The 24,379-nt window shown below is 64.4% G+C and carries 23 protein-coding genes; 14 read left to right on the forward strand and 9 right to left on the reverse strand.

What is annotated here, in order from left to right:
• Window positions 1-92: 92 nt before the first annotated feature.
• The 3 genes from HNQ71_RS27500 to secA form a co-directional block, all read right to left on the reverse strand.
• Window positions 93-1,373, reverse strand: a complete 1,281-nt coding sequence (locus tag HNQ71_RS27500) for a GNAT family N-acetyltransferase (protein ID WP_184876277.1) — start codon at window positions 1,371-1,373, stop codon at window positions 93-95.
• Window positions 1,373-2,773, reverse strand: a complete 1,401-nt coding sequence (locus HNQ71_RS27505; RefSeq protein WP_184876279.1) for an oligosaccharide flippase family protein — start codon at window positions 2,771-2,773, stop codon at window positions 1,373-1,375. The genes HNQ71_RS27500 and HNQ71_RS27505 overlap by 1 nt, the downstream gene beginning before the upstream one ends.
• 432 nt (window positions 2,774-3,205) lie before the next feature.
• A complete protein-coding gene (secA, locus tag HNQ71_RS27510; protein WP_184876281.1) occupies window positions 3,206-5,938 on the reverse strand; it encodes a preprotein translocase subunit SecA in 2,733 nt (910 codons plus the stop codon).
• 261 nt (window positions 5,939-6,199) lie between these two features.
• Between secA and HNQ71_RS27515 the strand changes: the two genes are divergently transcribed.
• Window positions 6,200-7,120: a peptidylprolyl isomerase gene (locus HNQ71_RS27515; RefSeq protein ID WP_184876283.1), complete on the forward strand. Its 921-nt coding sequence runs from the start codon at window positions 6,200-6,202 to the stop codon at window positions 7,118-7,120.
• A 95-nt stretch (window positions 7,121-7,215) separates the two neighbouring features.
• Here HNQ71_RS27515 and HNQ71_RS27520 read toward each other — a convergent pair whose 3' ends face one another.
• Together HNQ71_RS27520 and HNQ71_RS27525 are read right to left on the reverse strand one after the other, a co-directional pair.
• Window positions 7,216-7,815 (reverse strand): TetR/AcrR family transcriptional regulator, encoded by a 600-nt coding sequence (locus HNQ71_RS27520; protein WP_184876285.1) that lies wholly within the window; start codon window positions 7,813-7,815, stop codon window positions 7,216-7,218.
• Window positions 7,816-8,158: 343 nt separating this feature from the next.
• Window positions 8,159-9,388 carry a caspase family protein gene (locus HNQ71_RS27525; protein ID WP_184876287.1) on the reverse strand — a complete coding sequence of 410 codons (1,230 nt, stop codon included), beginning with the start codon at window positions 9,386-9,388 and terminating at the stop codon, window positions 8,159-8,161.
• Window positions 9,389-9,553: 165 nt separating this feature from the next.
• On the opposite strand from HNQ71_RS27525, the gene argJ reads away from it, so the two are divergent.
• From argJ to HNQ71_RS27550, 5 genes are all read left to right on the forward strand, one after another.
• Window positions 9,554-10,795, forward strand: coding sequence for a bifunctional glutamate N-acetyltransferase/amino-acid acetyltransferase ArgJ (gene argJ / locus HNQ71_RS27530; RefSeq protein WP_184876289.1), 1,242 nt, complete (start codon window positions 9,554-9,556; stop codon window positions 10,793-10,795).
• A 29-nt stretch (window positions 10,796-10,824) separates the two neighbouring features.
• Window positions 10,825-11,577, forward strand: a complete 753-nt coding sequence (locus tag HNQ71_RS27535) for a GNAT family N-acetyltransferase (RefSeq protein WP_184876291.1) — start codon at window positions 10,825-10,827, stop codon at window positions 11,575-11,577.
• 8 nt (window positions 11,578-11,585) lie between these two features.
• Window positions 11,586-12,008: an 8-oxo-dGTP diphosphatase MutT gene (gene mutT, locus HNQ71_RS27540; RefSeq protein ID WP_184876293.1), complete on the forward strand. Its 423-nt coding sequence runs from the start codon at window positions 11,586-11,588 to the stop codon at window positions 12,006-12,008.
• Between the two features lie 129 nt (window positions 12,009-12,137).
• Window positions 12,138-12,455 carry a hypothetical protein gene (locus HNQ71_RS27545; protein WP_184876295.1) on the forward strand — a complete coding sequence of 106 codons (318 nt, stop codon included), beginning with the start codon at window positions 12,138-12,140 and terminating at the stop codon, window positions 12,453-12,455.
• Window positions 12,456-12,564: 109 nt separating this feature from the next.
• Window positions 12,565-12,744 carry a Flp family type IVb pilin gene (locus HNQ71_RS27550; RefSeq protein ID WP_184876297.1) on the forward strand — a complete coding sequence of 60 codons (180 nt, stop codon included), beginning with the start codon at window positions 12,565-12,567 and terminating at the stop codon, window positions 12,742-12,744.
• Window positions 12,745-12,771: 27 nt separating this feature from the next.
• On the opposite strand, the gene HNQ71_RS27555 is transcribed toward HNQ71_RS27550, so the two are convergent.
• A complete protein-coding gene (locus tag HNQ71_RS27555) occupies window positions 12,772-13,644 on the reverse strand; it encodes a methyltransferase domain-containing protein (RefSeq protein ID WP_184876299.1) in 873 nt (290 codons plus the stop codon).
• 64 nt (window positions 13,645-13,708) lie between these two features.
• On the opposite strand from HNQ71_RS27555, the gene HNQ71_RS27560 reads away from it, so the two are divergent.
• Genes HNQ71_RS27560 through HNQ71_RS27575 form a run of 4 tightly spaced genes read left to right on the forward strand, consistent with a single transcriptional unit; the run spans window position 13,709 to window position 16,107 of the window.
• Window positions 13,709-14,509, forward strand: coding sequence for a double zinc ribbon domain-containing protein (locus tag HNQ71_RS27560; protein ID WP_184876393.1), 801 nt, complete (start codon window positions 13,709-13,711; stop codon window positions 14,507-14,509).
• A 27-nt stretch (window positions 14,510-14,536) separates the two neighbouring features.
• Window positions 14,537-14,806 carry a glutaredoxin 3 gene (gene grxC, locus HNQ71_RS27565; RefSeq protein ID WP_184876301.1) on the forward strand — a complete coding sequence of 90 codons (270 nt, stop codon included), beginning with the start codon at window positions 14,537-14,539 and terminating at the stop codon, window positions 14,804-14,806.
• A gap of 12 nt (window positions 14,807-14,818) precedes the next feature.
• The gene (locus HNQ71_RS27570; RefSeq protein WP_184876303.1) at window positions 14,819-15,685 is read left to right on the forward strand and encodes a carbon-nitrogen hydrolase family protein; all 867 of its coding nucleotides are present in this window, start codon (window positions 14,819-14,821) and stop codon (window positions 15,683-15,685) included.
• Window positions 15,682-16,107 (forward strand): DUF1178 family protein, encoded by a 426-nt coding sequence (locus HNQ71_RS27575; RefSeq protein ID WP_111548896.1) that lies wholly within the window; start codon window positions 15,682-15,684, stop codon window positions 16,105-16,107. Before HNQ71_RS27570 ends, HNQ71_RS27575 begins: the two co-directional genes overlap by 4 nt.
• A gap of 4 nt (window positions 16,108-16,111) precedes the next feature.
• Here HNQ71_RS27575 and HNQ71_RS27580 read toward each other — a convergent pair whose 3' ends face one another.
• The gene (locus HNQ71_RS27580) at window positions 16,112-16,597 is read right to left on the reverse strand and encodes a MarR family winged helix-turn-helix transcriptional regulator (RefSeq protein ID WP_184876305.1); all 486 of its coding nucleotides are present in this window, start codon (window positions 16,595-16,597) and stop codon (window positions 16,112-16,114) included.
• A 97-nt stretch (window positions 16,598-16,694) separates the two neighbouring features.
• Here HNQ71_RS27580 and HNQ71_RS27585 point away from each other — a divergent pair, with 97 nt between their 5' ends.
• Window positions 16,695-17,585, forward strand: a complete 891-nt coding sequence (locus HNQ71_RS27585; RefSeq protein WP_184876394.1) for a DMT family transporter — start codon at window positions 16,695-16,697, stop codon at window positions 17,583-17,585.
• Window positions 17,586-17,741: 156 nt separating this feature from the next.
• Window positions 17,742-18,257 (forward strand): flavin reductase family protein, encoded by a 516-nt coding sequence (locus tag HNQ71_RS27590; protein ID WP_184876307.1) that lies wholly within the window; start codon window positions 17,742-17,744, stop codon window positions 18,255-18,257.
• A gap of 86 nt (window positions 18,258-18,343) precedes the next feature.
• Here HNQ71_RS27590 and ubiG read toward each other — a convergent pair whose 3' ends face one another.
• Entirely contained in the window at window positions 18,344-19,093 is a 750-nt protein-coding gene (gene ubiG / locus HNQ71_RS27595; RefSeq protein ID WP_184876309.1) for a bifunctional 2-polyprenyl-6-hydroxyphenol methylase/3-demethylubiquinol 3-O-methyltransferase UbiG, read from the reverse strand.
• Between the two features lie 193 nt (window positions 19,094-19,286).
• Here ubiG and HNQ71_RS27600 point away from each other — a divergent pair, with 193 nt between their 5' ends.
• On the forward strand, window positions 19,287-19,841 hold the full coding sequence (locus tag HNQ71_RS27600) for a putative glycolipid-binding domain-containing protein (RefSeq protein WP_246462162.1): 555 nt from the start codon (window positions 19,287-19,289) through the stop codon (window positions 19,839-19,841).
• A 143-nt stretch (window positions 19,842-19,984) separates the two neighbouring features.
• On the forward strand, window positions 19,985-22,216 hold the full coding sequence (locus HNQ71_RS27605; protein WP_184876314.1) for a diguanylate cyclase: 2,232 nt from the start codon (window positions 19,985-19,987) through the stop codon (window positions 22,214-22,216).
• Window positions 22,217-22,294: 78 nt separating this feature from the next.
• Here HNQ71_RS27605 and HNQ71_RS27610 read toward each other — a convergent pair whose 3' ends face one another.
• The gene (locus tag HNQ71_RS27610) at window positions 22,295-24,175 is read right to left on the reverse strand and encodes a CHASE3 domain-containing protein (protein ID WP_184876316.1); all 1,881 of its coding nucleotides are present in this window, start codon (window positions 24,173-24,175) and stop codon (window positions 22,295-22,297) included.
• Window positions 24,176-24,379 lie beyond the last annotated feature (204 nt).

The raw sequence follows: 24,379 nt of genomic DNA on the forward strand, positions 1-24,379 counted from the left end.
TTTCAAAACAGGGTTGGCCTCCTGGGCACCTGACGCTCAGACTAGGCATGGCACCCCTGCAAATGCGGCGACGCACTTGGCGGCGCCAGGCCCTACCGCCGTCCCAGCAAGCTCTTCATCCGAAGGCGCAGCAGGCGGGCCATGTTGCGGGTTTCGCGGTAGAGGTGCAGTTGCGAGGCGGCCTGGCGAGTGAGGCGGTCGGCGTCCGGCGTCAGGCCAATCACCAGCGTGCCCATCGGCTTGCGCTCGGTCCATAGCCGGCTCATCACCGGATGGTCGGGCATGGCGCAGGAATCGGTCATCATGATGTTGGGATCGTCGAGATGCTGCCTGGTCACCTCGATCATCAGCAGCGTGCCTGGCGAATAGGCGGCCAGCGTCTCGTCGTAGGCCGTCTTCCAAGTGTAGGCGACGCCGGCTTCGACGTACACGATCAGGCAGGCAATGGTGCGGCCGTCCAGTGTCAGCGAATGGATGCGGCACATGTCCTGTTCGGCCAGCCGGTGCACGGCCTCGCGGGCGAAGGCGGCGCGGTAGCGGTCGATCGCCATGGCGGTCCGTTCGCGGCCTTTCCAGCCGGCCGCTTCCAGCGTCAGGAAGCTTTCGATGGCGTGGCGGATCTCTTCAGGGCCGCGCGCCACGACATGCTCCAGCTTGCCGAGGTCGCCGAGGCGCCGCTTCAGCCGGCGGAACTCGCGAAAATGGTGGGCGCGCAGCGAGGCCTTTAGATACTCGTCACCATCGGCTTCGCTCTCCAGCGCCGGGCGCTGGGTCTGCCCGGTGGTGACCAGCATCAGGCCGCGCGTCTCGGCCACGGTGGCAAACAGGCTCGCCACCGGGCCATCGAGCCGGATGTCGGGCAGGACGAAGACTTTCGGCAGCTTCAAGTGCGGGCGCGACAGCATCGAGAAGAAATCCTCGACGACGCCGACCGGGTCGTCACGGTCGACCAGCGGCGTGCCGAGCGGGCCGAACGGGCTCGACCAGGTGCGCATGACCGGAACGCCGAGCGGCATCCCCGGTCGTTCCACCGAGAACGGCACCAGAAGGCGCAGCCGGTTGCGGTATTCGTCGCCGTCGCGGATTACCGCCAGCCGCACCTCGCGATCCTCCAGCCGGGGCATGGCCGGCGCCAGGAAACGTGGGTTGAAGAAGACGTTCGGCTCGATCGTGCGGGTGCAGAGATAATCCAGTTCCTCGACAAGGTCGAAGCCGGCCGATGCCGGGTAGATGGCGAGTTTGCGCTCCGGCCGGTTGTTGGCGAGGATCTCGATATGGGCGGGGTCGGGGTCGCGGGTCAGCCCGGCGAGGCCCGATACCATGGCGCCGGCCGTGCCGCCGCTGGTTTCCTCAAGCAACGGGATGGCGGCCATCACGCGGCTCCTTTCGCAGGCACGAAGATAAGCATGACGATGCCGAGCTTGCGCCACACGGTGAAGGACAGAGCACAGGCTTCGAAGATCATGGCAAAGGCGGTGGCCATGGCCGCGCCCCACAGGCCGAAAGGCGGGATCAGCATCACGTTGAGGCCGATGTTGAAGGCCAGCGTCATGGCGTAGACTGCCGCGCAGATGTTCTGGTTGCCGCTCATCGTCAGCAGGCTTTCGCACGGGCCGACGGCGGCTCGCGCCACGACGCCGAAAACGAGCAGGAACAACAGCGGATAGCCACTGCTGAATTCAGGGCCGAACAGCACCAGCATCGGCTCACCCAGCGCCAGCACAAGCATCGCCATCAGCAGCGAGGGCCAGAACGTCCACGACACCGTCTCGCGGGCGAAGGCGGCGAGCTTTTGCGGCTCGCCATGGGTGAACTGCGCATAGCGCTGGGCAACGCCGGCCTTGACGGCGAAATAGACGAAATGCACCAACGCCAGCGTCTTGACGGTGGCGAAATAGACGGCGACGTCGTTGGGATCCATATAGGCGCCGACCATCAGCACGTCGGCGTTGGTGAGCAGGAAGAAGAAGCTTTCGACCAGGAAGATCGGCAGCGACACGACGAACCATTGCGCGAAATGGACCTTTATCGGCCCGGCCGGGATCCGCTTTTCCATGCGCTGGGTAACGCCGATGAGTTGACCGAGCGTGGTGACGTAGGTGGCGGCGATCGAAGCGAAGATGGCGGTCCTGGCGTCGGGCGCATAACCGGCGGCCAGCATCAGCGCCATGAACAGCAAGATTAGAACCGGGCGCACCAGATAGGTCGGCGACAGTGCGAACAGCGCCCATGAATTGGCGCGCGCCAGTCCTTGCAGCAGGTCGGACATGGCGATCATCGGCAGGCAGATGACGCCGAGGATGAACGGCACCACGTAGTAGTTCTCGATCCATGGCGCGGCCAGCCAGACGCCGAGCGCGCCGAGCCCGGCGATGAGCGTGGAGGCGATCAGCACGAACAGCCGGCTGGCCAGCACGATGCCGCGCAGTTCGGCCAGCATGCCGCGCTCGCGGTATTCGGGGATGAAGCGGATGACGGAGGTGTGGAAGCCGAGGCAGGCGAGGTTACCGACGATGACCATCGTCACCCAGACGAGGACGAAGATGCCGTATTCGAACGAACCCATCCAGCGCGCCATGAGCACCTGGCTGACGAAGGCGATGACGGCGCTGATGATGCGGATGGAGAAAGCGATGACCGACATGCGGCCGGCCTCGCCGCGCTCGTCGGCGGTGAACAGCACGGCATCGATGCGACCAAGCAACGGCCCGATGCGCAGCGCCAAGCGCTGCGGCAAGAACCGCCCGGCTGTCGTGGCCGCGGAAAAGCGCACCCCGATTACTCTCCGTTTTCCGCCTCTTTTTCAGGCTGTTGTGTAGCGGAGACACATTAAGAAACGGTTGGGTGAGGAGTGGTCCGCGCAGCGGACGAAAAGCCAACGATTTGGCTTTTCGAGCGACGAACGGTGAAGACCTGGTCCGCCTTCGGGCGGATCAAAAGGTCCAGTGGACCTTTTGAAGGGTCTGAACGCCCGAAGGCCAGGGAGCCATAGCGAAGGGCCGGGAGGCCGGGGGGTGCGCAGCACACGCCGGTGGCATGGCGAGCGCGGGTCGTCAGCGAAAGATCGAAGTGTGTATGTGTTGGCCTGCCGGCCATCCCTCCCTCAGGCGGGGAGATAGGCTAATTCAGAACGTCAGCGCTGCCCCTCATCCGCCCTTCGGGCACCTTCTCCCCGTATAGTGACGGGGAGAAGGGAAGCATTCCCTTACGCAAAGGCCCCGTGGCAGTGCTTGTACTTCTTGCCGGAGCCGCAGGGGCAGGCTTCGTTGCGGCCGACCTTGCCCCAGGTCGCCTGGTTGTTCGGGTCGCGGTTCTCGGGAGCGACAATGGCGGTCGTCTCCGGACGGACCAGGAGGGCGGTTTCGCCACCGTCGAAATCATTCTCGCCGGTGGTGCCGTCGATATGCATGCCGAACATGTCGGGCGCCTCGGGCGGCGGTGCTTCGGCGGCCTGGCGCACCAGTTCGACGCGCATCAGCTGTGCGGTGACGGCCTGGCGCAGATTGCCCAGCATCGCCTGGAACAGCTCGAATGCCTCGCCCTTGTACTCCTGCAGCGGATCGCGCTGGGCGTAGCCGCGGAAGCCGACGACCGAACGCAGATGGTCGAGATTGACGATGTGCTCGCGCCACAGATGGTCGAGCGTCTGCAGCACCACCGAGCGCTCGACATAGTTCATCACCTCGGGGCCGAAGCGCTCGGAGCGCTCCTTGGCGGCTGCGTCGGCGGCCTGGGTGATGCGCTCGCGGATGTCGTCCTCGGCGATGCCCTCTTCCTTGGCCCACTCCTCGACCGGCAGGTCGAGATTGAGGAATTCGGCGACCTCGGCCTTCAGCCCGGCAACATCCCACTGCTCGGCATAGGCGTTTTCGGGAATGGCCTTGGCGACGATCTCGTCGATGACGCCCTCGCGCATCTCGGCAATGGTTTCCGATAGGCCTTCGCCGTCCATCAGTTCGATGCGCTGCTCGAACACCACCTTGCGCTGGTCGTTGGAGACGTCGTCGTATTTCAGCAGGTTCTTGCGGATGTCGAAGTTGCGCGCCTCGACCTTCTTCTGCGCCTTTTCCAGCGCCTTGTTGATCCACGGATGGATGATCGCCTCGTCTTCCTTGAGGCCGAGCTTCTGCAGCATGCCGTCCATGCGCTCGGAACCGAAGATGCGCATCAGATCATCCTGCAGCGACAGGAAGAATTTCGAGCGGCCGGGGTCGCCCTGGCGGCCGGAGCGGCCTCTGAGCTGATTGTCGATGCGGCGCGATTCATGGCGTTCGGTGGCCAGCACGTAGAGGCCGCCGGCGGCCAGCGCCTTATCCTTCAGGCGCTCGACGTCGTCATAGATTTCCTTTTCCCGCGCCTCGCGCTCGGGCCCGGCCGGCATGTCGCCCAGCTCGTCGGCGATGCGCATCTCGGCATTGCCGCCGAGCTTGATGTCGGTGCCGCGGCCGGCCATGTTGGTGGCGATGGTGATGGCGCCCGGCTTGCCCGCCTGGGCGACGATCGCCGCCTCGCGCTCGTGGTGGCGGGCATTCAGCACCTCGAAGTCCTTGAAGCCTTCCTTGCGCAGGCGCTCGGCCAGTTGCTCGGATTTTTCAATGGAGGTGGTGCCGACCAGCGTCGGCTGGCCCTTGGCGCTGGCTTCGCGGATCTCCTTGACGATCGCCTTGTATTTCTCCTCGACCGTCCGGTAGACCTCGTCGTCCTCGTCCTTGCGGATGACCGGGAGGTTGGTCGGGATTTCGGTGACGTCGAGATTGTAGATGTTGCCGAACTCCTCGGCCTCGGTCAGCGCCGTACCGGTCATGCCGGAAAGCTTTTTGTAGAGGCGGAAGTAGTTCTGGAAGGTGACCGAGGCCAGCGTCTGGTTCTCCGGCTGGATCGCCACATGCTCCTTGGCTTCGAGCGCCTGGTGCAGGCCTTCCGAATAGCGGCGGCCCGGCATCATGCGGCCGGTGAATTCGTCGATGATGACGATCTCGTCGTTGCGGACGATATAGTCCTTGTCCTTCTGGAACAGCCGGTGCGCCTTCAGCGCATTGTTGACATGGTGGACGATGGCGACGTTCTCGACGTCGTAGAGCGACTCGCCCTTGAGCAGGCCGGCATCGCGCAGCAGGTTCTCCAGCTTCTCGGTGCCTTCCTCGGTGAAGATCGAGGTCTTCTGCTTCTCGTCGATCTCATAATCCTGCGGCTGCAGCTGGATGATGAAGGTGTCGATGGTGTTGTACATTTCCGAACGGTCCTCGAGCGGACCGGAAATGATCAGCGGCGTCCGCGCTTCGTCGACCAGGATGGAATCGACCTCGTCGACGATCGCGTAATTGTGACCGCGCTGCACCATCTGGGCGCGCTCGTATTTCATGTTGTCGCGCAGATAGTCGAAGCCGAGTTCGTTGTTGGTGGCGTAGGTGACGTCGGCGGCATAGGCAACGCGGCGCTCCTCGTCGGACAGGCCATGGACGATGACGCCGACCGAGAGGCCGAGGAATTTGTAGACGCGACCCATCCATTCGGAGTCGCGGCTGGCGAGGTAGTCGTTGACGGTGACGACATGGACGCCGTTGCCGGCGAGCGCGTTGAGGTAGACCGGCAGCGTCGCGACCAGGGTCTTGCCCTCGCCGGTGCGCATTTCGGCAATGCCGCCATTGTGCAGCACCATGCCGCCGATCAGCTGGACGTCGAAGGGGCGCATGCCAAGCACGCGGCGTGCCGCCTCGCGGGCGGTGGCAAAGGCGGGTACCAGAAGGTCATCGAGCGTGGCGCCGTTGGCGATGTCCTGGCGGAATTTCGCGGTGCGGGCGACCAGCTCCTCGTCGGACAGTGCCCGCATCTCGTTTTCCATGGCGTTGATCGCCTCGACGCGGGGCCGGGTCGATTTGACCCGACGGTCGTTGGAGGAACCGAAAACCTTACGGGCGAGACCGCCGAGACTGACCATACAATGGTCCTTTCGATAGAATTCTCAATCTTGAGATGGGCGCCGGCTGGCCCCATCAAATCCACGTGAACGCACCGCCTGAACGCGGGCAAACACAAAAAGCGCCCGGAAAACGGTTCTGGACGCAAAGTCGTTGGACAGATAAGAGGGGGCTCAACTGATGTCAACGCCGCGCTGGCCCTGCCGGTCGCGCCAAATTCCGCCACAATCCGGCTGATTTGGAAACCTTCCGCCCTCATAATCCCTTACCGGAGTCATCTTATGTCCTTGTTGTTCCGCCGTGCGTCGCTCGCCAGCCTTGGCCTGGCCGTCGGCCTGTCGGCATTTTCGCTGTCGCCGCTGATGGCCCAGCAGACCGCTCCAGCCGCCCCGGCGGATGCGGCAGCCCCTGCCGCGGCACCGGTCGATCCGAACACCGTGATCGCCACGATCAACGGTCAGCCCTTGACCGAAGCCGACCTGGTGCTTGCCGAAGGCGAGCTGTCGCAGCAGTTCGCGCAGCTGCCGCCCGAGCAGCGCCGCGCCGCGGCCCTCTCGGCGGCCATCGAAATCCGCGTCATGGCCGCCCAGGCGGTCACCACCGGCCTCGACAAGGATCCCGACTTCCAGCGTCGCATGGCCTTCCTGCAGCAGCGTGCGCTGCATGGCGAGATGGTCGAGAAGGGTGTCGTCGACAAGGTCACCGACGCCGAGGTTCGCGCCCGCTACGACCAGGAGATCGCCAACACGCCGCCCACCAACGAGGTGCATGCCCGTCACATCCTCGTGAAGACGAAGGAAGAGGCCGAGGCCATCATCAAGCAGCTCGACGGCGGCGCCGACTTCCAGAAGCTCGCCAACGAGCACACCAGCGATCCCTCCGGCAAGACCAGCGGCGGCGATCTCGGCTGGTTCGGACCTGGCCAGATGGTGCCGGAGTTCGACAAGGCGGCTTTCGCGCTCGAGGTTGGCAAATACACCGAGCAGCCGGTGCAGTCGCAGTTCGGCTGGCATGTCATCAAGCTCGAGGACAAGCGCACCAAGCAGCCGCCGGCCTTCGACGACGTCAAGGACCAGGCCAGGCAGGCGGTCATCCGCGACAAGTATTTTGCGCTGGTCAAGTCGCTGCGCGGCGGCGCCAAGGTCGAGATCCCGGATGAGAAGCTGAAGAAGGCGGTCGATACGCTAGAAAGCGCCAAGTAAGTCTGAAGGAAGTAAGCCTGAAGGAATTATTTGGAAAAGGGCGCGCCAGCCAAGGGTTGCCGCGCCCTTTTTTTATCGGCCGACGCCGGCCGCTTTTACTTTCCAGGCGCTGCTATGCCTCGCATCACGTAACTGACCGTCTTGCGTATCGTGGCTTCGTCCTCGTCGAGCTGGTTGGTCAACAGATGCTTCCAGGCGAATGAGGCGATCAGGTCGGCGACCAGCGCTGAATCGATGTCGACGCCGATTTCCCCCCTTGCCTTGGCGCGTTCGATGATCTGGCCGGTATGCGACCGTCGGCCCAGTGCGTAGCCGGCAAGTGCCGCGGACGCCGCGTCATCCGACTGCGCCTCGGCGATCAGCGACCGGAACACGCTGCCAGACGATGTCTCGCGCCAGTGGGCGAACAGGTTCTTCAGGAAGCCGACGAGATCCTCCTCCAACCGCCCGGTATCGGGAACATCGACGCGTTTCTGGCGCTGGTAGACTTCGAGCAGCAATGCGGCCTTGCTCGGCCACCAGCGGTAGATGGTGGGCTTGCCGGCGCGAGCCCGCCGCGCCACCGCCTCGATCGAGAAACCGGCATAGCCGGCCTCGACCAGCACGGCCTCGGCGGCTTCGAGAATGGCATCGGCGCTGTCGGGGTTGCGCCGCGCGCCGATCGATCTGCGCGCCGGATCGACGTCTACGCCCATTTCTGTCGTCCTCGCCAACAATTTCGCCGGCACTATACGTGACCATGCGATTAAACGAAACGGCCCGTTTTCAAGCTGCCGGTGGCAGTGGCGGCGGCAAGGGCAACGATCCCCGGTCAACGGGTTCCATAGGAGCCTTCGCCAGCGTGTCGGTTGACGAAGCACCAAAAAGCAAAAACCCGCCTGGGCGGCGGGTCGCTGGCGCAAAACAGCACCATCGACAAATATGTAGCATAGCTGTCCTCACTGGGTCAAGAAAAAATTCCTATCGACGTGAAACGCGAGCGGCACAAGAGCTGCCGACACCAGCTGCCGACACGCTGGATTGGCCTCCAGCAGATGCCTACTGCATCGCTTGCGATGTCTCTGACTCGATGCGCCAGCCGCCGTCTGCCTTGACCAGGCCAAGCGTGACGCGTGCCTTGCCGGTCAGGCGCGCCGCCGACTTGTCCTTCGGGAGATAGTCATAGCGCATCGCAAAGGCGGCCTCGGCGCGATCCTCGCCATGCGGGGTGACCTCCAGGCTGCCGGGCTCCAGGCCGAGCGACCAGGAGGCCCACTGCGCGAACCAGTCGGCCTTGACTCTGGCGATGGCGTCGGCGTCGTAGCGCATGCCGAAAATGGTGGCGGAGGGGCCGTAGAGCCGCTTGACGGTCTCGCTCATCGCCTTTGTATCCGGCGTCAGATAGTCGTGGCGCAGGAATTTCTCGATCGAGCCCTTGTCGTCGCCGACCGATCGTTCAAGTGCGGCAACTTCCGTCGAGGGGGCCGGAGCCGCGGCCGGCTTCTGCGGCTGGGCGGGTTGTCCGCCCGGGACGAATTCGAAGCGCTCGAGCAGCGACCCTTGCTCCCAGGGGCGCTGCGCCTCGCGCGTTTGCGACACCACGTCGCGGCGCACCGCGATCATCATGTCGTTGATGCTCTGGCCGGGCTCGGCGATGTGCCGCAGCAAGGCTTCGGCGAAGGGCGAGTTGCGCCCGCTTCCATCCATGGCGACCGCACCAGGTGCGGTCGAGAAGGCGATGAACGAGCCGCGCGTCGAATCGAACTGCGCCAGCCCGGCCAGCGCCGTCGCCGAGCGGGTGGTGGCGGTGCGGCTCGGGCTGCGGGCAAACGGGTTGTTGCGGCAGGCATCGAGAAACACCAGGCTGACCTTGGTCTGCTGTTCCATGATGTCGAGGACTTCATCGATCGGCACGGCCTCGAGCTGCAGCTTGACCGGCATGTCGAGCCTGGCGTCGACCGGCACGATGTAATTGCGCCCCTCGACCTGCAAGCCGTGGCCGGCATAGTAGAAAAGCCCGACGCCGGCGCCTTCGAGGGCATCGGAGAACGCGCCGATGCTGCGTTCCAGTTCGCGCTTGCCGAGATCATTGCCTTCAATGACCTCGAAACCGATGGAGCGCAGCTTGTCGGCGATGTCGAGCGCGTCGTTGACCGGATTGGCCAGCGTGCCGGCTTCGGCATAGGTGCCGTTGCCGATGACCAGCGCCACGCGCCGCTGCGGCTGTGCATCGGCGCTCAGCAGCAAAAGTCCCAGAAATGCCCATGCGAGGATCGCAAGCCTGCCCATGGGGAAGATCATAGTGCAATCGGCCACGGCGATGCCAACGGATTTGAAATGCAGGCTTAATTCCGATCGGGTTTCCGCTCCGGCGACAAGCGAAAACGCCCTTGCGCCCGCGCGTCGTATCGGGCAAACCGGCCTTCCCTTGCGATTTTCCCGCCCGAGGTCCCCATGTCCACGACGATTTCGCCGCTTGCGCCGAAGAAATACCCCAAGATGCCGGCCATCGAGGGGGTGCGCATCGCCACCGCCGAGGCGGGGATAAAATACAAGAACCGCACCGACCTGCTGACCATGGTGTTCGATGAAGGCACCGCGGTCGCCGGCGTGTTCACGAAATCGAAATGCCCCTCGGCGCCGGTCGATTTCTGCCGGCAGAATCTCGGCGCCGGCAAGGCGCGGGTGCTGGTCGTCAATTCCGGCAACGCCAACGCCTTCACAGGCAAGAAGGGTCGCGAGTCCACCGCGCTGACGGGCGAAGCCGCGGCCAAGGCGGCCGGCTGCAAGGCCAGCGAGGTTTTCCTGGCATCGACCGGCGTCATCGGCGAGCCGCTCGACACCGGTAAGTTCAGCCATCTGCTGGCCGGGCTGGTCAGCAACGGCAAGCCTGATTTGTGGACCGAAGCGGCAAAGGCGATCATGACCACGGATACCTATCCGAAAGTGGCGACCGCAACCGTCAATCTCGGCGACACCGACGTCACCATCAACGGCATCTCCAAGGGCGCCGGCATGATCGCGCCCGACATGGCGACGATGCTGTCCTTCATCGCCACCGACGCGCCGATCGCCGCACCCGTCCTTCAGGACCTGCTGTCGCGCGGCACGGCCAAGACCTTCAACGCGGTCACCGTCGACAGCGACACCTCGACCAGCGACACGCTGCTGATCTTCGCCACCGGCAAGGCCGCAAAGCGCGGTGCGCCAGAGATAACCGACGCGAAGGATGCCCGCCTTGGCGCGTTCCGCCGGGCGCTCGGCAAGGTGCTGAAATCGCTGGCGCTGCAGGTGGTGCGCGACGGCGAGGGCGCCCGCAAGCAGGTCGAAGTGACCGTCACAGGCGCCAAATCGGCGCGGTCGGCCAAGCGCATCGCGCTGTCGATCGCCAATTCGCCGCTGGTCAAGACGGCGGTCGCCGGCGAGGACGCCAATTGGGGCCGTGTCGTCATGGCCGTCGGCAAGGCCGGCGAGCCCGCCGACCGCGACCGGCTGTCGATCTGGTTCGGTGACAACCGCCTGGCGCATGAGGGCGAGCGCGACCCCGGCTATTCCGAGGAAGCCACCTCGGCCTATATGAGACGCGACGATATCCGTATCCGCGCCGACATCGGCATCGGCCGCGGCAAGGCGACGGTGTGGACCTGCGACCTCACCAAGGAATATGTCGCCATCAATGGCGATTACCGGAGCTGATGGCTTTGGCTTCCAGGCATCCTGCAAGCATGCTCGCGATCGTGCGCCGCTACGAGGCGGCCGGCTTCCGCGCCTGGCCGGCAGCGGCGGTCCACTATGACGGCACCTGGGTGGTGCGGCTGACCGCCGGCCATCCGGCCAAGCGGTTGAATTCGGTCAATCCTCTCGATCCGGGCGACACCCAGCACATTGCCGACCGCATCGGCCGGGCCAGCCGCCGTTTCGATGCCTATGGCAGGCCGCTGACGTTCCGCATGTCGCCACTGTCGGGTCCCGATCTCGCCAGCCATCTCGACCGCGAGGGCTGGAGCCGATTCGACGAGTCGCTGGTGATGCGGCTGCCGCTGGCCGATGCGCAACTCGATGCCGCCATGGACCAGATCCCGCTGAAGGATATCAGCCGCTTCATCGGCGCGTCGCTCAAGGTCAGCGGTTCGGACGTTTCGCTGCGACCCGGCCTGTCGGAGATCATCGGCGCCATCCAGCCCGAGGCCGGGCTGTTCGCGCTCGAAGATGGAGCCGAGCCGCTGGCGACGCTGATCTGTGTGCACGACGGCGATCTTGCCGGCCTGTTCGAGATCGCCACCGACAAGTCGGCGCGCAACAAGGGCCACGGCCGCAACCTGATCCTGTCGGCGCTGAAATGGGCGCGCCTGCGTGGCGCCCGCGACGCCTGGCTGCAGGTGGAGGCCGGCAACGTGCCGGCGCTGGCGCTCTATCGTTCGCTCGGCTTCGACGAGGTCTATCGCTACCACTATCGCCGGCCGCCTGTTCATGAATGAAATTGGGCATGAGTGAAGTGACGATCGCCGGCAAGCGCCTGCTGCTGGTCGCCGCCTGCGCGCTGGTCGATGCCGACGGAAGGGTGCTGCTGGCCCAGCGCCCCGAGGGCAAGCAACTTGCCGGCCTGTGGGAGTTTCCCGGCGGCAAGGTCGAGCCCGGCGAGACGCCGGAACAATGCATCATCCGCGAACTGCACGAGGAAATCGGCATCGAGACCGACATCCCCTGCCTGGCGCCGCTCACCTTCGCCAGTCATTCCTATGATGATTTCCACCTGCTGATGCCGCTGTTCATCTGCCGCCGCTTCCGCGGCATCGCCCAGCCCAAGGAGGGGCAGGCGCTGAAATGGGTGCGGCCAAAGCAGATGCGCGACTATCCGATGCCGCCGGCCGATGCGCCGCTGATCCCGTTCCTCATCGATCTTCTCTAGGGACGCCCTCCCGCCGGCCGGGTCGAAGCGCCGTATCAGTCAGCGTTAATGGAAGATTTATCCCACCGTGAAAAAGTGAAGCATGGTCGTTTTGGTGGCCGCACCGCCGATTCGCTGGGGAGCGATAGAATGAGCCTAGACAGGGATTGGGACTCGATCCGGCCCGAGCGCGGCTTTCGCGCCGCCGACGCGGGCATGGGCATATTGCGCATCACGCTTCTGTTCGGTTCGGCCGCGGTGGCGCTGGCGCTGATCGCCGCGCCTTTCCTCGACGGCCAGACACGCTCGCTGTCGGCCCGCGATGATGTTGCCAGCGGGCTCGACATGATGGCCACCGGCTCGGTCAGCCATCGTGAAACCTATACGGTGCGCCGCAGCGTGCTGCAGCCGCGGCCCAGTTCGGTCTGCATCATCAGGTCCAATGGCAGAAGCAGCGGCGACTGCTGACATGGTTAAGAGATTCGACAAGGGTGGCGGTTTCACCGCCTGTTAAGCCTTTGCCGTTAACCTTTCTTAACAGATCGGCGCTAAGGTTCTGGCCAGAGGGGTTGAGGTCATGAAAGCAGTGCTGCTGCGTTTTCTGAAGGACGAGACCGGCGCCACGGCCATCGAATATGGCCTGATCATCGGCGTGCTGTCGTTGACCATCATTGGCGGCATCAGTCAGGTCTTCAACGCGATCACCTGGCTGTTCAGCGACAGCAGCAGCAGGCTTGTCAACGCCATCGGACCCTGAGGTGGCCGTCCGCGCCTACGGGCCGGATCACTGCCCGTAGGGAGCCTCCAGTATCGTCTTCAGCGAGACCTTGGCCGACCCCGGCTTCAGCGGTTTTTGCTGCGATGCGTCGGGCGCCCAGCCGGACATCCAGACGATCGAGAAACTTGCCCTCACGCGACCATCGGGATCGGAAAACCGCTCGGCGTAGATTTCCGCCGCGCGGGCAAACAGCTTGCGCGAGCCCGGCCGCCGGCTGCGATCGGTGAGCGCACTGGTTTCCCCCATGGCCCGCAGATCCGCCATCAGGCCGAACAGGCTGGCATAGCGCACGGTCACCGTCTCGACGTCGGCGACCGGCAGAGCGAGACCGGCGCGCTGCAGAAGCGCACCGGCATCGCGCACATCGGTGAACGGGATGACACGCGGGCTGGCGCCGCCATAAAGCTCGGTCTCGGCCGCAAGCAGGCTTTCACGCAACTCGAAAAGCGTGCCGGCGCCGGCAAAGGCGCCGAGGAAAAGCCCGTCTGGCCGCAGCGCGCGGCGGATCTGGATCAGCATGCCGAGGATGTCGTTCATCGCCTGCAGCGACAGCAGGGAGACCGCCAGATCGAGGCTTTCCGGTTCGAACGGCACGGTTTCGAGTGGTGCCACCAAGCCGGCACCGCCATTCAGGAAAGCCGCGTCCGTCTCGACACGGACAATGTCGGCGACCTTGCCGCTCTCGGCGAGTATTTCGGCTGCCGCCGCCGTCTGGCAAAACAGCACCGCTGCCTTGCCGAACCGCCGCTCGACGGCAGCCAGCCGATCGGCAAGATCCTCGGCCGTGCGGCGCATGAGGAAATCGGCGCCGTCAACAGGATGGGCAAGCGCGCGCCGCTTGTGCGCCAGCCAAAGCGAAATATCCATTATCGGCCGCAACGGGCAAATCCTTGTTTGTCCACGCCCTGAGATAGTTCATATAATGGCGCGCAGGACCAACCACGTGGCCGATCCGATGCCCAAGATCAAGCCCATCGAGATCAAGCGCCTGGCCCGATCGGCTCTCGGCTGGCCGGCGCGCATCTTGTTTCCGCCGGTCTGCGCCGGTTGCCGCCGGCATGTCTCGCAGCCCGGCGTCCTGTGTGGCGCCTGCTGGCCGAAGCTGCGGCTCCTGGAACGGCCATGGTGCCCGGTGATGGGCACGCCGTTCACCCACCATATGGGCGAGGGCTTTCTGTCCGCCGAGGCGATCGCCGATCCGCCGCCCTTCGAGCGGGCGCGGGCCGCCGTCGCCTATTCCGGCGTCGCCCGCCAGATGGTGCAAGGACTGAAATACCAGGATCGCACGGATCTCGCACCATGGATGGCGCGCTGGATGGTGCGGGCCGGCGCCGATCTCATCGCCGAGGCGGATGTGGTGGTGCCGGTGCCGCTGCACTGGCGGCGCTTTTTCAGGCGGCGTTTCAACCAGTCGGCGGAACTGGCAAGGGCGGTCTCCGTGCTCAGCCAATTGCCCTTCGCGCCTTCGGCGGTGCGGCGCGTCAAACTCACCCGCCAGCAGGTAGGGCTGGAGAGGCAGGAGCGTGAGGAAAATGTGCGGGCCGCCTTTCGGGTGCCCGCCGAGGCGGAAATCGAAATTGCCGGCCGCAGGGTGCTGTTGATCGACGACGTCTACACCACAGGCGCCACCGTTCGTGCGGCAACCAAGGCGCTGAAAAGAGGCGGCGCCGGTGCCGTCGACGTGTTGACCTTCGCCCGTGTGTTGCCGGGGGACTTTCGGGCGGACGAGTCCGCGACTATATAAGTCGGCAACGAACAGCGGAAATTCGTCATGGTCGACGTCACCATCTACACCCGCATGATGTGCGGCTATTGCACGGCAGCCAAACGGCTGCTCGAGCGAAAGGGCGTCGCCTTTACCGAGCACGACGCCTCGTTCTCGCCCGAACTGCGCCAGGAAATGATTTCCCGCGCCCATGGCCGCTCGACCTTTCCGCAAATTTTCATCGGCGATACGCATGTCGGCGGCTGCGACGACCTGCACGAGTTGGAGGCCGAAGGCCGGCTCGACAAGATGCTCGCCAACGGCGCGACGATTTGAGGGGATATGACGATGGGTGTTTTCAAGGCGGCTGCGATCCAGATGCGTTCAGGCGAGAGCCCCGAGCGCAACGCGGTCGATCTCGAACGGCTGGTGCGTGAAGCCGCAAGCCAAGGTGCGACCTACATCCAGACGCCGGAAATGACCGGGGCGCTGATCCGCGACAAGGAGGCGCGTGCCGCCTCCTTCACCTCCGAGGACAAGGACATCGTCGTGGCGACCGCGCGCAAACTGGCGAGCGAGCTTGGCGTCTTGCTGCATATCGGCTCGACCGCCATCCTGCGCGCCGACGGCAAGCTCGCCAACCGGGCGCTGCTGTTCGGCCCGGACGGCGCCACGCTTGCCACCTATGACAAGATCCACATGTTCGACGTCGATCTCGACAATGGCGAGAGCTGGCGCGAATCCGCCGCCTATGAGCCGGGCACCGAGGCTGTCGTGACCGAGATCGCAGGCGCGAAACTGGGGTTCGCCGTTTGCTACGATCTGCGCTTTCCGCAGCTGTTCCGCGCCGAGGCCCTGGCCGGCGCCGATCTGCTTTCCGTGCCCGCCGCCTTCACCCGCCAGACGGGCGAGGCGCATTGGCATGTGCTGCTCAGGGCACGCGCCATCGAGAACGGCGCCTATGTCGTTGCCGCGGCGCAAGGCGGCCTGCATGAGGACGGCCGCGAGACCTATGGCCATTCGCTGATCGTCGACCCGTGGGGTCGTATCATCGCGGAAGCCGCGCATGACGAGCCGGCGGTGATCGTCGCCGAGATCGATCCGGCGCAGTCGGCCGCGGCGCGCAAGAAGATTCCCAATCTCAAAAATGCGCGGGATTTCGCCGTCAATGCCGGCCTGGGCGAGGCGCCGCGTCTCAGGGGTGCTGCCTCTTGATCCGCTTTGCCCTGATTTGCGAGCATGAGCACGAATTCGAGGGCTGGTTTCGTAGCAACGACGATTTCGACATCCAGAAGAAGCGCGGGTTTGTCGATTGCCCGACCTGTGGCTCGCACAAGGTGCAGAAAGCCCTGATGGCGCCCGCCGTCTCCACGGCGCGCAAGCAGGAAACGATAGCGCTCGCCATGGGCGAGGCGCAGAAGCAGGCCCTGGCGCAGCTCAAGGCGATGGCCGAGAAGGTGCGCGAGAATGCCGACTATGTCGGCGACAAGTTTGCCGAGGAAGCGCGCAAGATCCATTTCGGCGAAAGCGACGCGCGCGGCATCTATGGCGAGGCGACACTGGACGAGGCCAAGAGCCTGGCCGAGGACGGCGTCGAGTTCATGCCGATCCCGGTGTTTCCGGACGATCGCAACTGAGTCGCTAACTCACGCTGCCGATCAATTTCTCAAGCAGCCGAGACAGCGTTTCCCGTTCCGTCGGCGTCAGGCTCGCGAGGATCTCGTGCTCGTTGGCAACGTGGGCGCTGACAGCCTCGTCGATCAGCGCGAGGCCCTTTTCGGTCAGCCGCACGACAATGCCGCGCCGATCGTTGGGGTGCGGCCCGCGCAGGATCAATCCGGACGTTTCGAGCCGGTCGAGCCGGTTGGTCATGGCGCCTGACGTCACCATCGTCGCTTCATAGAGAGCGGTCGGCGTCAGCGCGTAGGGTGATCCCGAACGGCGCAGCGTCGCCAGCACGTCGAACTCCCCGGACTGCAGCCCGAAGCGGGCAAAGAGCGGCGCGAGGCACTCGCGGGCGATCAGCGAGGAGGCCTCGTTCAGCCGCCCGAGCACCGCCATCGGCGAGACATCCAGATCCGGCCGCTCCCGCTTCCATTGCTCGATCGCTCTTGCTGCCCTGTCCAACTGTCTCACCATCATATATCTTGACGTTAAGAATCTTTCCATTATCTTACCTCAAAATGCAATGCCGGCCAAGAGCCGCGCACGACGGGGCTCGATGATGAAATTTCTCTGGGATTCGGCGCTCGGCCTGCTGGTGATCACCGGTGGCCTGCTCGGCCTGACGCTGCCGTTCGGCAAGATCGCCACGGCTGCCGGTGTTCCAGCCATGGTCTGGGCCTTCGTCATCTCGCTCGGCGCCGGCGGCGTGCTGCTGTGCGCCTTGCTGCTGCGCGGCCAGCGCATTCGGCTCACCGCGCACAAATTGCGCTATTTCTTCGTCACCGCGGCGGTGTCCTATGCCGTCCCGAACCTCATGATGTTCTCGGCCATGCCGCATCTCGGCGCCGGTTACACCGGAATCATGTTCACGCTGTCGCCTGTCATCACGCTCGTGTTCTCGATCCTGCTGCGTGTCCGGCGTCCCAACATGCTGGGCATCGTCGGCATCGCCGTCGGCTTCGTCGGCGCGGTCATGGTGGCGGTAACGCGCGGCGAGGCCGGCCAGCCGGCCGATTTGTTCTGGGTGGTGATGGGCCTGCTCATCCCGGTCAGCCTTGCCGCCGGCAACATCTACCGTACGGTGGACTGGCCGCAAGGCACCGGCCCGATTGAGCTTGCCGTTGGCAGCCACCTGGCGTCGGCGGCGATGCTGTCTGTTGGCATTCTCGCTCTGTTCGGCGCCGGGGCCTTCGCCCCGCTCGGTGGCGTGCCGCTGGTCGTCGTCGCGCAGGCCGCGTCGGCTTCAGCGATGTTCGCCTTCTTCTTCCGGCTGCAGTCGGTCGGCGGCCCCGTCTATCTCAGCCAGATCGGCTATGTCGCGGCGGCGGTCGGGCTGTTTGCCGGCACGGTCTTCCTCGGCGAACATTATCAGCTGCTGACCTGGGCTGGCGCGGTCATCATCACGGCCGGCGTCTTCATCACCACCAAGGCACAAAGCCAGAAAGCGTAATCGGCCTCGGCCGAGAGGCATCTGCATCACGCCGGCCGCCATGGCTGCCGTGAGTGGGCTCACCTGAATTTGTCTCTGGATTCGCTTTATCTTCTTGTTTGAGCGTGGTCTTTTCCGAAAAGCCGTTTCCGCTTCCGGGAAATCGAGGAGCCAGCCATGACTGAATCAAAGGTTCCGGAGGGAACTCCTGTCGGCGTCGCGGATTTTCGAGCCGCGATGCAGCTGATCGTCGGCAATGTCAGCGTCATCACTGCAGGTGTCGGCGAGGATCGCTCCGGCCTGGTGGTCATTTCGGTCGTCTCGCTGTCGGCCGAGCCACCCAAGGTGATCGCCTGCGTCAACCGGTCGTCGTCGACCTGGCCGCTGATCGAACGCTACCGCCATTTCGGCGTCAATTCGCTCGGACCCCAGCATCAGCGCGTGGCCGAGCGGTTCTCCGGCTTTGGCGGCATCAAGGGCAAGGACCGCTACGAGGGCGCCGAATGGATGACGCTGAAGACCGGAGCTTCGTTGCTTTGCGACGCGGTGGCTGCCTTCGACTGCAGCCTCGACGAGATGATCGATCGCGGCACGCATTCCATCGTCATCGGCACGGTCGAGGCGGTGCGCACCCGCGATGCCGGGCAGGCGCTGATCTACTGGCGGGGCGGCTACCGGCCGCTCGACGCCTAAGGTGTGCTAATATTCAGGTCATGCCGGCCTCGGCCTGACCTGAATATCAACACCCCCCAGAGCAATTCCAGGAAAAGGGCGACGGTTCAGACCGAGCCCTTTTCCGCCAGCACCATGTAGTTGACGTCCATGTCCTTGGAGCGTGCCCAGCGGTCGGCGAGCGGATTGTAGGTGACGCCGGTGCGGTCGATGATGCTCAGCCCGGCACCGCCGAGCGCCTTTTCGAGTTCTTCCGGGCGCACCAGCTTGCCGAACTGATGGGTGCCGCGCGGCAGCCAGCGCAGTACATATTCGGCGCCGATGATGGCCAGGCCGAGCGCCTTCAGGGTGCGGTTGATGGTGGCCACGAACATGATGCCGCCGGGCCGAACCATTTCGCCGCATTTGCCGACGAACAGGTCGATGTCGGCGACGTGCTCGACGACTTCCATGTTGAGGATGACGTCGAATTTCTCACCGGCATCGGCCAGATCCTCAGCCGTCGTGGCGCGGTAGTCGACGCTCACATTGCCCTCGGCCGCGTGCAGCTTCGCCACTTCGATGTTCGTTTCGGAGGCATCCGCTCCGACCACCTCGGCGCCAAGCCGCGCCATCGGCTCGCACAAAAGCCCGCCGCCGCAGCCGATGTCGAGAATGCGCAGGCCCTCGAAAGGCCGTGCCGCGCGCGGGTCGCGGCCAAAGCGCGTTGCTATCTGGTCGCGGATATAGGAGAGCCGGACCGGATTGAACTTGTGCAGCGGGCGAAACTTGCCGTTCGGATTCCACCATTCGGCGGCAAGAGCGGAAAAGCGTTCCACTTCTCCGGCATCGATCGTCGATCGTCGGGGCTCTGGCATCGGTTGTCTCCTCAAGCGCTAGGAAGTCGGGCGTGGGGCGGCGAATGTCAAGGCAACAATTTTTCTCTGCCGCCAGGGCGATGCATTCTGTCAGGGCATGTCAGTTGCCGGGTGGCGCGGGTGAAACACAATTGGCCAGGCAGGCGAAGGAGAGGGGATCTTTTTGACGTCGGGGGAGTGGACAATGATACCAATGACGGCTTCCATCCTTTGGCGCCGGCTGGACGTGGAAGGCCACGACGCCTGCCTGCTTTCGCCGGCCGACGGCGAGCAGACCCTCAGGGGACAGGCCATCTTCATCCAGGACGGCCAGCCATGCTGCCTTGCCTATGAGGTGATTTGCGATGCAGGCTGGTGCACTCGATCAGCGCGGATCGACGGCTTTTCCGGTACGTCGAAGCTGCATTACGCTATCGAACGGGGGCCCAGCGGCCAGTGGATACTGAACGGCGAAGTCCAAGATGGCGTCGCCGGGCTTGTCGACGTCGATCTTGGTTTCACGCCGGCATCGAATCTGCTGGCGATCCGTCGGTTCAACCTCGGCGTCGGGGAGGCGACGTCCGCCCAGGCCGCCTACCTGACGTTCCCCGAGCTCAAGCTGGTGCGCCTCGATCAGACCTACCGGCGTCTCGACACGGTTCGCTATGCCGCGCCGGTGTTCGGCTATGACGAGGTTCTCGACGTGTCACCGCACGGCTTTGTCGTCGATTATCCCGGCCTGTGGAGAGCCACCGCACTGCCAGGCTGACCCCACTATCTTCGGTGCCGCGATCTTGCTGGAGATGGCGGTTGATCCGGCTTCCTTAACATGAAATTTACGAGGTTGGCGGTTTCCTGAAGCACGAGCGGGATTCGGCATATAGATTGCCTTTCCTAGAATGGGATGGCTTGGTGCGGATCAAGACCCAGATTATTGCTACTTTGCTGAGCGCAGCGGCCTTGATCGGCCTGGTGGGCGGCATTGCAATAGTCTCCCAGATGTCGCTGACCAGATCCTCCGCACTGGCTGAGGCGACAAGCGTTGCACGGCAACTGGCGGCGGCGATCGCCTTCAAGGCTACCGATACGCCACGTCCGTTGTTCGAGAGACCCGAGGCGCTGCGTGAATTCGTGACCTCGCAGCACAGTGGCTCGAAACGCGACCTCGTCGTGGTCGATCGCGGCAAGATCATCCTGGCCGACGTTCCGGGTGAAGAACAAAATATCGGAACCGCGTTCGATCATGATGGCGGCAACGAAGTCGGCCGCACGCTCGATGACGGCGAGCCGCGCGACTTCGTCGAAAGCAGCGCCGACGTGTCAGAAGCAATCAACCTGGTCGCGGTACCGATCAAGGATGCCCCGGGCAAGATCGTCGGCGCGGTCCTGTTCGAGTACACGCCGCTGCTGCGCGCCGCCCAACAGCGCACCAACAACATGCTCTGGCTTGTCGGCCTGAGCACCGCGGCCGCCGTCCTGATATCGGCGATCTCGGCTTTCCTTTTGCTGCGCGGCTTTGGCGCTGGCCTTTCCGGCCTCAACCGCGGCATCGAATCGCTGGCGCGTGGCGACGCCGGGGCGCGGATCGGCCGTACCTCCAACGACGAGTTCGGCCTGTTGGCGCAAGGGTTCGACCGCATGGCGTCCGAGCTCGAAGCCTCGCGTGGGCAGCTCGTCGAACAGAAGGCCTATATCGAGGATATCGTCCGTACCGTCGCCGAGGGCATTGCCGTTATCGACGGCAGGGGCCGGATGGTCTCCGTCAATCCGGCAGCCGCCGATATCATCGGCTTGCGCAACGACAAGATCGAGGGCCAGGACTGGCCGTCGGTCCTCGACATAAGGGGATTGTCGGGAAACAGGCTGGCGCAGGGCGCATCCCCGATCGAACTGGCGCTGACCACGGGTCGCCGGCATCAGGCCGAGGTGCGGCTGGCAAAGCCTGATGGATCGTATCTGCCGGTGATTGCGAGCTGCAATCCGCTCAATCGCTCCGATGGCGGCATCGTGCTGACGTTGAGCGACATCGGCGAGTTGCGCAGCGCCGAGCGGGCGGTCAGCGATCGCGCCGAGGAACTGTCGACGCTGAACCGCGAACTGAAGGAGACGTCCCAGGCGACTACCCGCCTGGTCAAACTCGGCGAGTTGCTTCAGGCTTGCGTCACCTTCCAGGAGGCGTTTTCCGTCGTCGGCTCGGCCATGCCCGACTTCTTTGGCGGATTGAGCGGAACCGTTCATCTGACCAGCGCCTCGCGCAATCTGGTCGAGGAGATGGCGCATTGGGGCGCGGTCCGTTCGAGCGTTGGCCAATTTGCGCCGGAAGATTGCTGGGCGCTGCGGCGCGGCCAGGAGCATGTTGCCGGCCCCGGCATGCTGACGCCGCGCTGCAACCACATCACCGAGAATGGCGGCCGCGGTTATGTCTGCATGCCCCTGGCAGCACAGGGAGAGACGCTTGGCATCGTGCATCTGTGCGAACCAGACGCCGCCGACAAGCCGGATTGGCTGGCCGAGCGGCATCAGATCCTGCGCGGCGTCGTCGATACGCTGGCGCTGGCGCTGGCCAATTTGCGCCTGCGCGAAACGCTGCGGCAACAATCGATCCGTGATCCCAACACCGGGCTCTACAACCGCCGCTATCTCGAGGAAACAAGCAGTCGCGAATTGAGGCGCATGGAGCGTGCCGAACAGCCCCTGGCGATGATCATGCTCGATGTCGATCATTTCAAGCAGTTCAACGACACGTTCGGCCATGAAGCCGGCGATCTCGTCCTCAAGCAGGTCGCCGCCACGCTGCTCGACCACGCCAGGGAAAGCGACGTGGTGTCACGCTACGGTGGCGAGGAATTCGCCCTGATGATGCCGGGGACGTCGCTGGCGGACGGTGCCGAGCGCGCCGAGGCGCTGCGAAAAGCGATCAAGCAGCTTCACCTCGCTCATCGCGGCCGCACGCTTGGCACCATCACGGCGTCATTCGGGGTGGCTGCCTTTCCGGAGCTTGGCGCCTCCTGGGCGGAGATCGTCAACGCTGCGGACCGCGCGCTCTATCAGGCCAAGGCAGACGGGCGTGACCGCGTCGTGGTCGGGCTGGGCAAGGCCCATGCCGACCGTCACCAGGCCAAGGCCAGCAAAACCCTTGCTTGAGGTCCGACGTCCCGCTGTCGCGTCCAGCCAGAAACGCGGTTCCATCCGGGCAGGTCGCGGTTGTCGATCACGACAGGATCATTCCAGACCGGGCTGCTTCGTGTCCAGCACGTTGCGCAGTTTCGCCGCCAGCTGCTCGATGGTGAACGGCTTGGCCAGGAAGTGCACGTCGTGGTCGAGCACGCCATTGTGGACCACGGCGTTCCTGGTGAAGCCGGTGGTAAAGATCACCTTCAGTTGCGGCATGCGGGCGACCGCCTCTTCCGCAAGCTTGCGCCCGTTCATCACCGGCATGACGATATCGGTGAACAGCAGGGCGATGCCGGGGTTTTCGGCCAGCGCCTGCAGAGCTTCCTGGCCGCTGCCGACATGGATGACGGTATAGCCGAGTTCGCGTAGGGCATCCGTGGTTGAAGCACGCACGCGTGCATCGTCCTCGACGACAAGGATGGTTTCGGTGACCGGAGCCGTGGGGTTGTCGCCCCGCCCCGTGGGGAAGGCAACCTCCTCCTGTCCGAAGAATCGCGGCAAATAGATCTTGATCGTCGTGCCTTCGCCGGGCTCGGAATAGATCTTGACGTGGCCGCCGGACTGTTTGACGAAGCCGTACACTTGGCTCAGCCCCAGGCCCGTGCCCTTGTTGACCGGCTTGGTGGTGAAAAAGGGCTCGAAGGCCTTGGCCATGGTGTCGGGCGCCATGCCCTCACCGGTGTCGCTGACGGCGATCATCACATACTGGCCGGCTTTGACCTCGGCATGAGTGGCTGCATAGCTGTCGTCGAGGTGGCTGTTGGCGGTCTCGATGGTCAGCTTGCCGTCGTCGCCCATCGCGTCGCGCGCATTGACGGCAAGGTTGAGAATGGCGTTCTCGATCTGGCTCGGGTCGGCATGGGTCTTCCACAAGCCTCCCGCCAGCACGGTTTCGATGCGGATGGTTTCGCCCAGCGCCCGCCGAAGCAGATCGGACATTCCAGTCAGCAGCCGGTTGGTATCGACGATCTGCGGCGCCAGCGGCTGCTGGCGCGAGAAGGCGAGCAGCCTGGCCGTCAGATTTGCCGCCCGGTTTGCCGCGTCGATCGCTGCTTCGATGAATTTTGCGATGTCGTGCTCGCCGCGCTCCAGCTTGCGCTGAGCGAGGTTCATGGCGCTGATGATCACCGCCAGCATATTGTTGAAGTCGTGGGCGATACCGCCCGTCAACTGCCCGACCGCCTCCATCTTCTGCATTTGGCGGATCTGGGATTCGGCCTTTTCGCGTGTCTGGATCTCATTGCCGAGCGCGATGTTCTTGCGCGTCAGCTCATCCTGGGCGGCGGCCACCTCGCGGAAGCGGCGTCGGGATTCGCGGATGGTGTAAGTGCCGAGCAGAAAGATCGCCAGCAGTGCCGCCAGCGAGCCGATGCGCAGCCAGGTCTCGACCTGGTCCGTGTGCTCGTCACGCTCGGCGACGGCGGCGGCGCCGATGCGACGGATCGTATCCATGCTAGCCCGGATATCGTCCATGGCGGCCTTGCCCTGGCCGCTGCGGACCATCTCCAGCGCCTTCGCCGCGTCACCCTTGTCGTAGAGGGCGATCGTTTCGGACAGCTCCGCCTGCTTTTGCGCAAGCGCGTCCTTGATGTGACTGACCTGCAGGGCGAGTTGGTCGTCCGAGGCTGTCATCGTGTCGATGCGGGCGAGTTGCCCCGGGATTGCCTCGACCGCCTTCCGATAAGGTTCGAGGTAGGATTTCTCGCCGGTCAGCAGATAGCCGCGCTGGCCGCTCTCGGCATCCTGCGCCAGTGAAAGCAGCCCGGAAAGCAGTTCCTGATATTCGATTGTCTCACGCGCGGCGGCACGATTGGCCCGCTGGCTCTCGACCAGCACGGCGCGCGTGCCGACGATCAGCGCCAGCATCGCGAAGCCGATGAAAAGCGGGAGCGATTGCCATCGGGTGGCGCGTCGAAGACGAGCAATCATCTGTTATGCCGGATCAAAAGGAATTTCCCGCGGGCAGCATTTCGTAAGCGGCGGCGGACCGGAACGCAATATGCCGTGTTCTTGAAGTCGGCAATCCGCCGCCAGCCTTGCGAAAGCTTCATCATTTGGCTAAGGAGGCCGCGAATTCAGCGGCCGGCACCAGCCGGCCTTCCGCTTTTCGGGATTCCGCTTTTGGGCTGGGTC

It is taken from the genome of Mesorhizobium sangaii, assembly GCF_014207355.1.
Taxonomy (GTDB): domain Bacteria; phylum Pseudomonadota; class Alphaproteobacteria; order Rhizobiales; family Rhizobiaceae; genus Mesorhizobium; species Mesorhizobium sangaii.

Excerpts from the sequence above, each read along its gene's own strand:
- HNQ71_RS27500 (WP_184876277.1), bottom strand. The coding sequence starts at position 1,373 with ATGGCCGCCATCCCGTTGCTTGAGGAAACCAGCGGCGGCACGGCCGGC.
- secA (WP_184876281.1), bottom strand. The coding sequence starts at position 5,938 with ATGGTCAGTCTCGGCGGTCTCGCCCGTAAGGTTTTCGGTTCCTCCAAC.
- HNQ71_RS27515 (WP_184876283.1), top strand. The coding sequence starts at position 6,200 with ATGTCCTTGTTGTTCCGCCGTGCGTCGCTCGCCAGCCTTGGCCTGGCC.
- HNQ71_RS27520 (WP_184876285.1), bottom strand. The coding sequence starts at position 7,815 with ATGGGCGTAGACGTCGATCCGGCGCGCAGATCGATCGGCGCGCGGCGC.
- HNQ71_RS27525 (WP_184876287.1), bottom strand. The coding sequence starts at position 9,388 with ATGGGCAGGCTTGCGATCCTCGCATGGGCATTTCTGGGACTTTTGCTG.
- argJ (WP_184876289.1), top strand. The coding sequence starts at position 9,554 with ATGTCCACGACGATTTCGCCGCTTGCGCCGAAGAAATACCCCAAGATG.
- HNQ71_RS27535 (WP_184876291.1), top strand. The coding sequence starts at position 10,825 with ATGCTCGCGATCGTGCGCCGCTACGAGGCGGCCGGCTTCCGCGCCTGG.
- mutT (WP_184876293.1), top strand. The coding sequence starts at position 11,586 with ATGAGTGAAGTGACGATCGCCGGCAAGCGCCTGCTGCTGGTCGCCGCC.
- HNQ71_RS27545 (WP_184876295.1), top strand. The coding sequence starts at position 12,138 with ATGAGCCTAGACAGGGATTGGGACTCGATCCGGCCCGAGCGCGGCTTT.
- HNQ71_RS27550 (WP_184876297.1), top strand. The coding sequence starts at position 12,565 with ATGAAAGCAGTGCTGCTGCGTTTTCTGAAGGACGAGACCGGCGCCACG.
- grxC (WP_184876301.1), top strand. The coding sequence starts at position 14,537 with ATGGTCGACGTCACCATCTACACCCGCATGATGTGCGGCTATTGCACG.
- HNQ71_RS27570 (WP_184876303.1), top strand. The coding sequence starts at position 14,819 with ATGGGTGTTTTCAAGGCGGCTGCGATCCAGATGCGTTCAGGCGAGAGC.
- HNQ71_RS27585 (WP_184876394.1), top strand. The coding sequence starts at position 16,695 with ATGAAATTTCTCTGGGATTCGGCGCTCGGCCTGCTGGTGATCACCGGT.
- HNQ71_RS27590 (WP_184876307.1), top strand. The coding sequence starts at position 17,742 with ATGACTGAATCAAAGGTTCCGGAGGGAACTCCTGTCGGCGTCGCGGAT.
- ubiG (WP_184876309.1), bottom strand. The coding sequence starts at position 19,093 with ATGCCAGAGCCCCGACGATCGACGATCGATGCCGGAGAAGTGGAACGC.
- HNQ71_RS27600 (WP_246462162.1), top strand. The coding sequence starts at position 19,287 with ATGACGGCTTCCATCCTTTGGCGCCGGCTGGACGTGGAAGGCCACGAC.
- HNQ71_RS27610 (WP_184876316.1), bottom strand. The coding sequence starts at position 24,175 with ATGATTGCTCGTCTTCGACGCGCCACCCGATGGCAATCGCTCCCGCTT.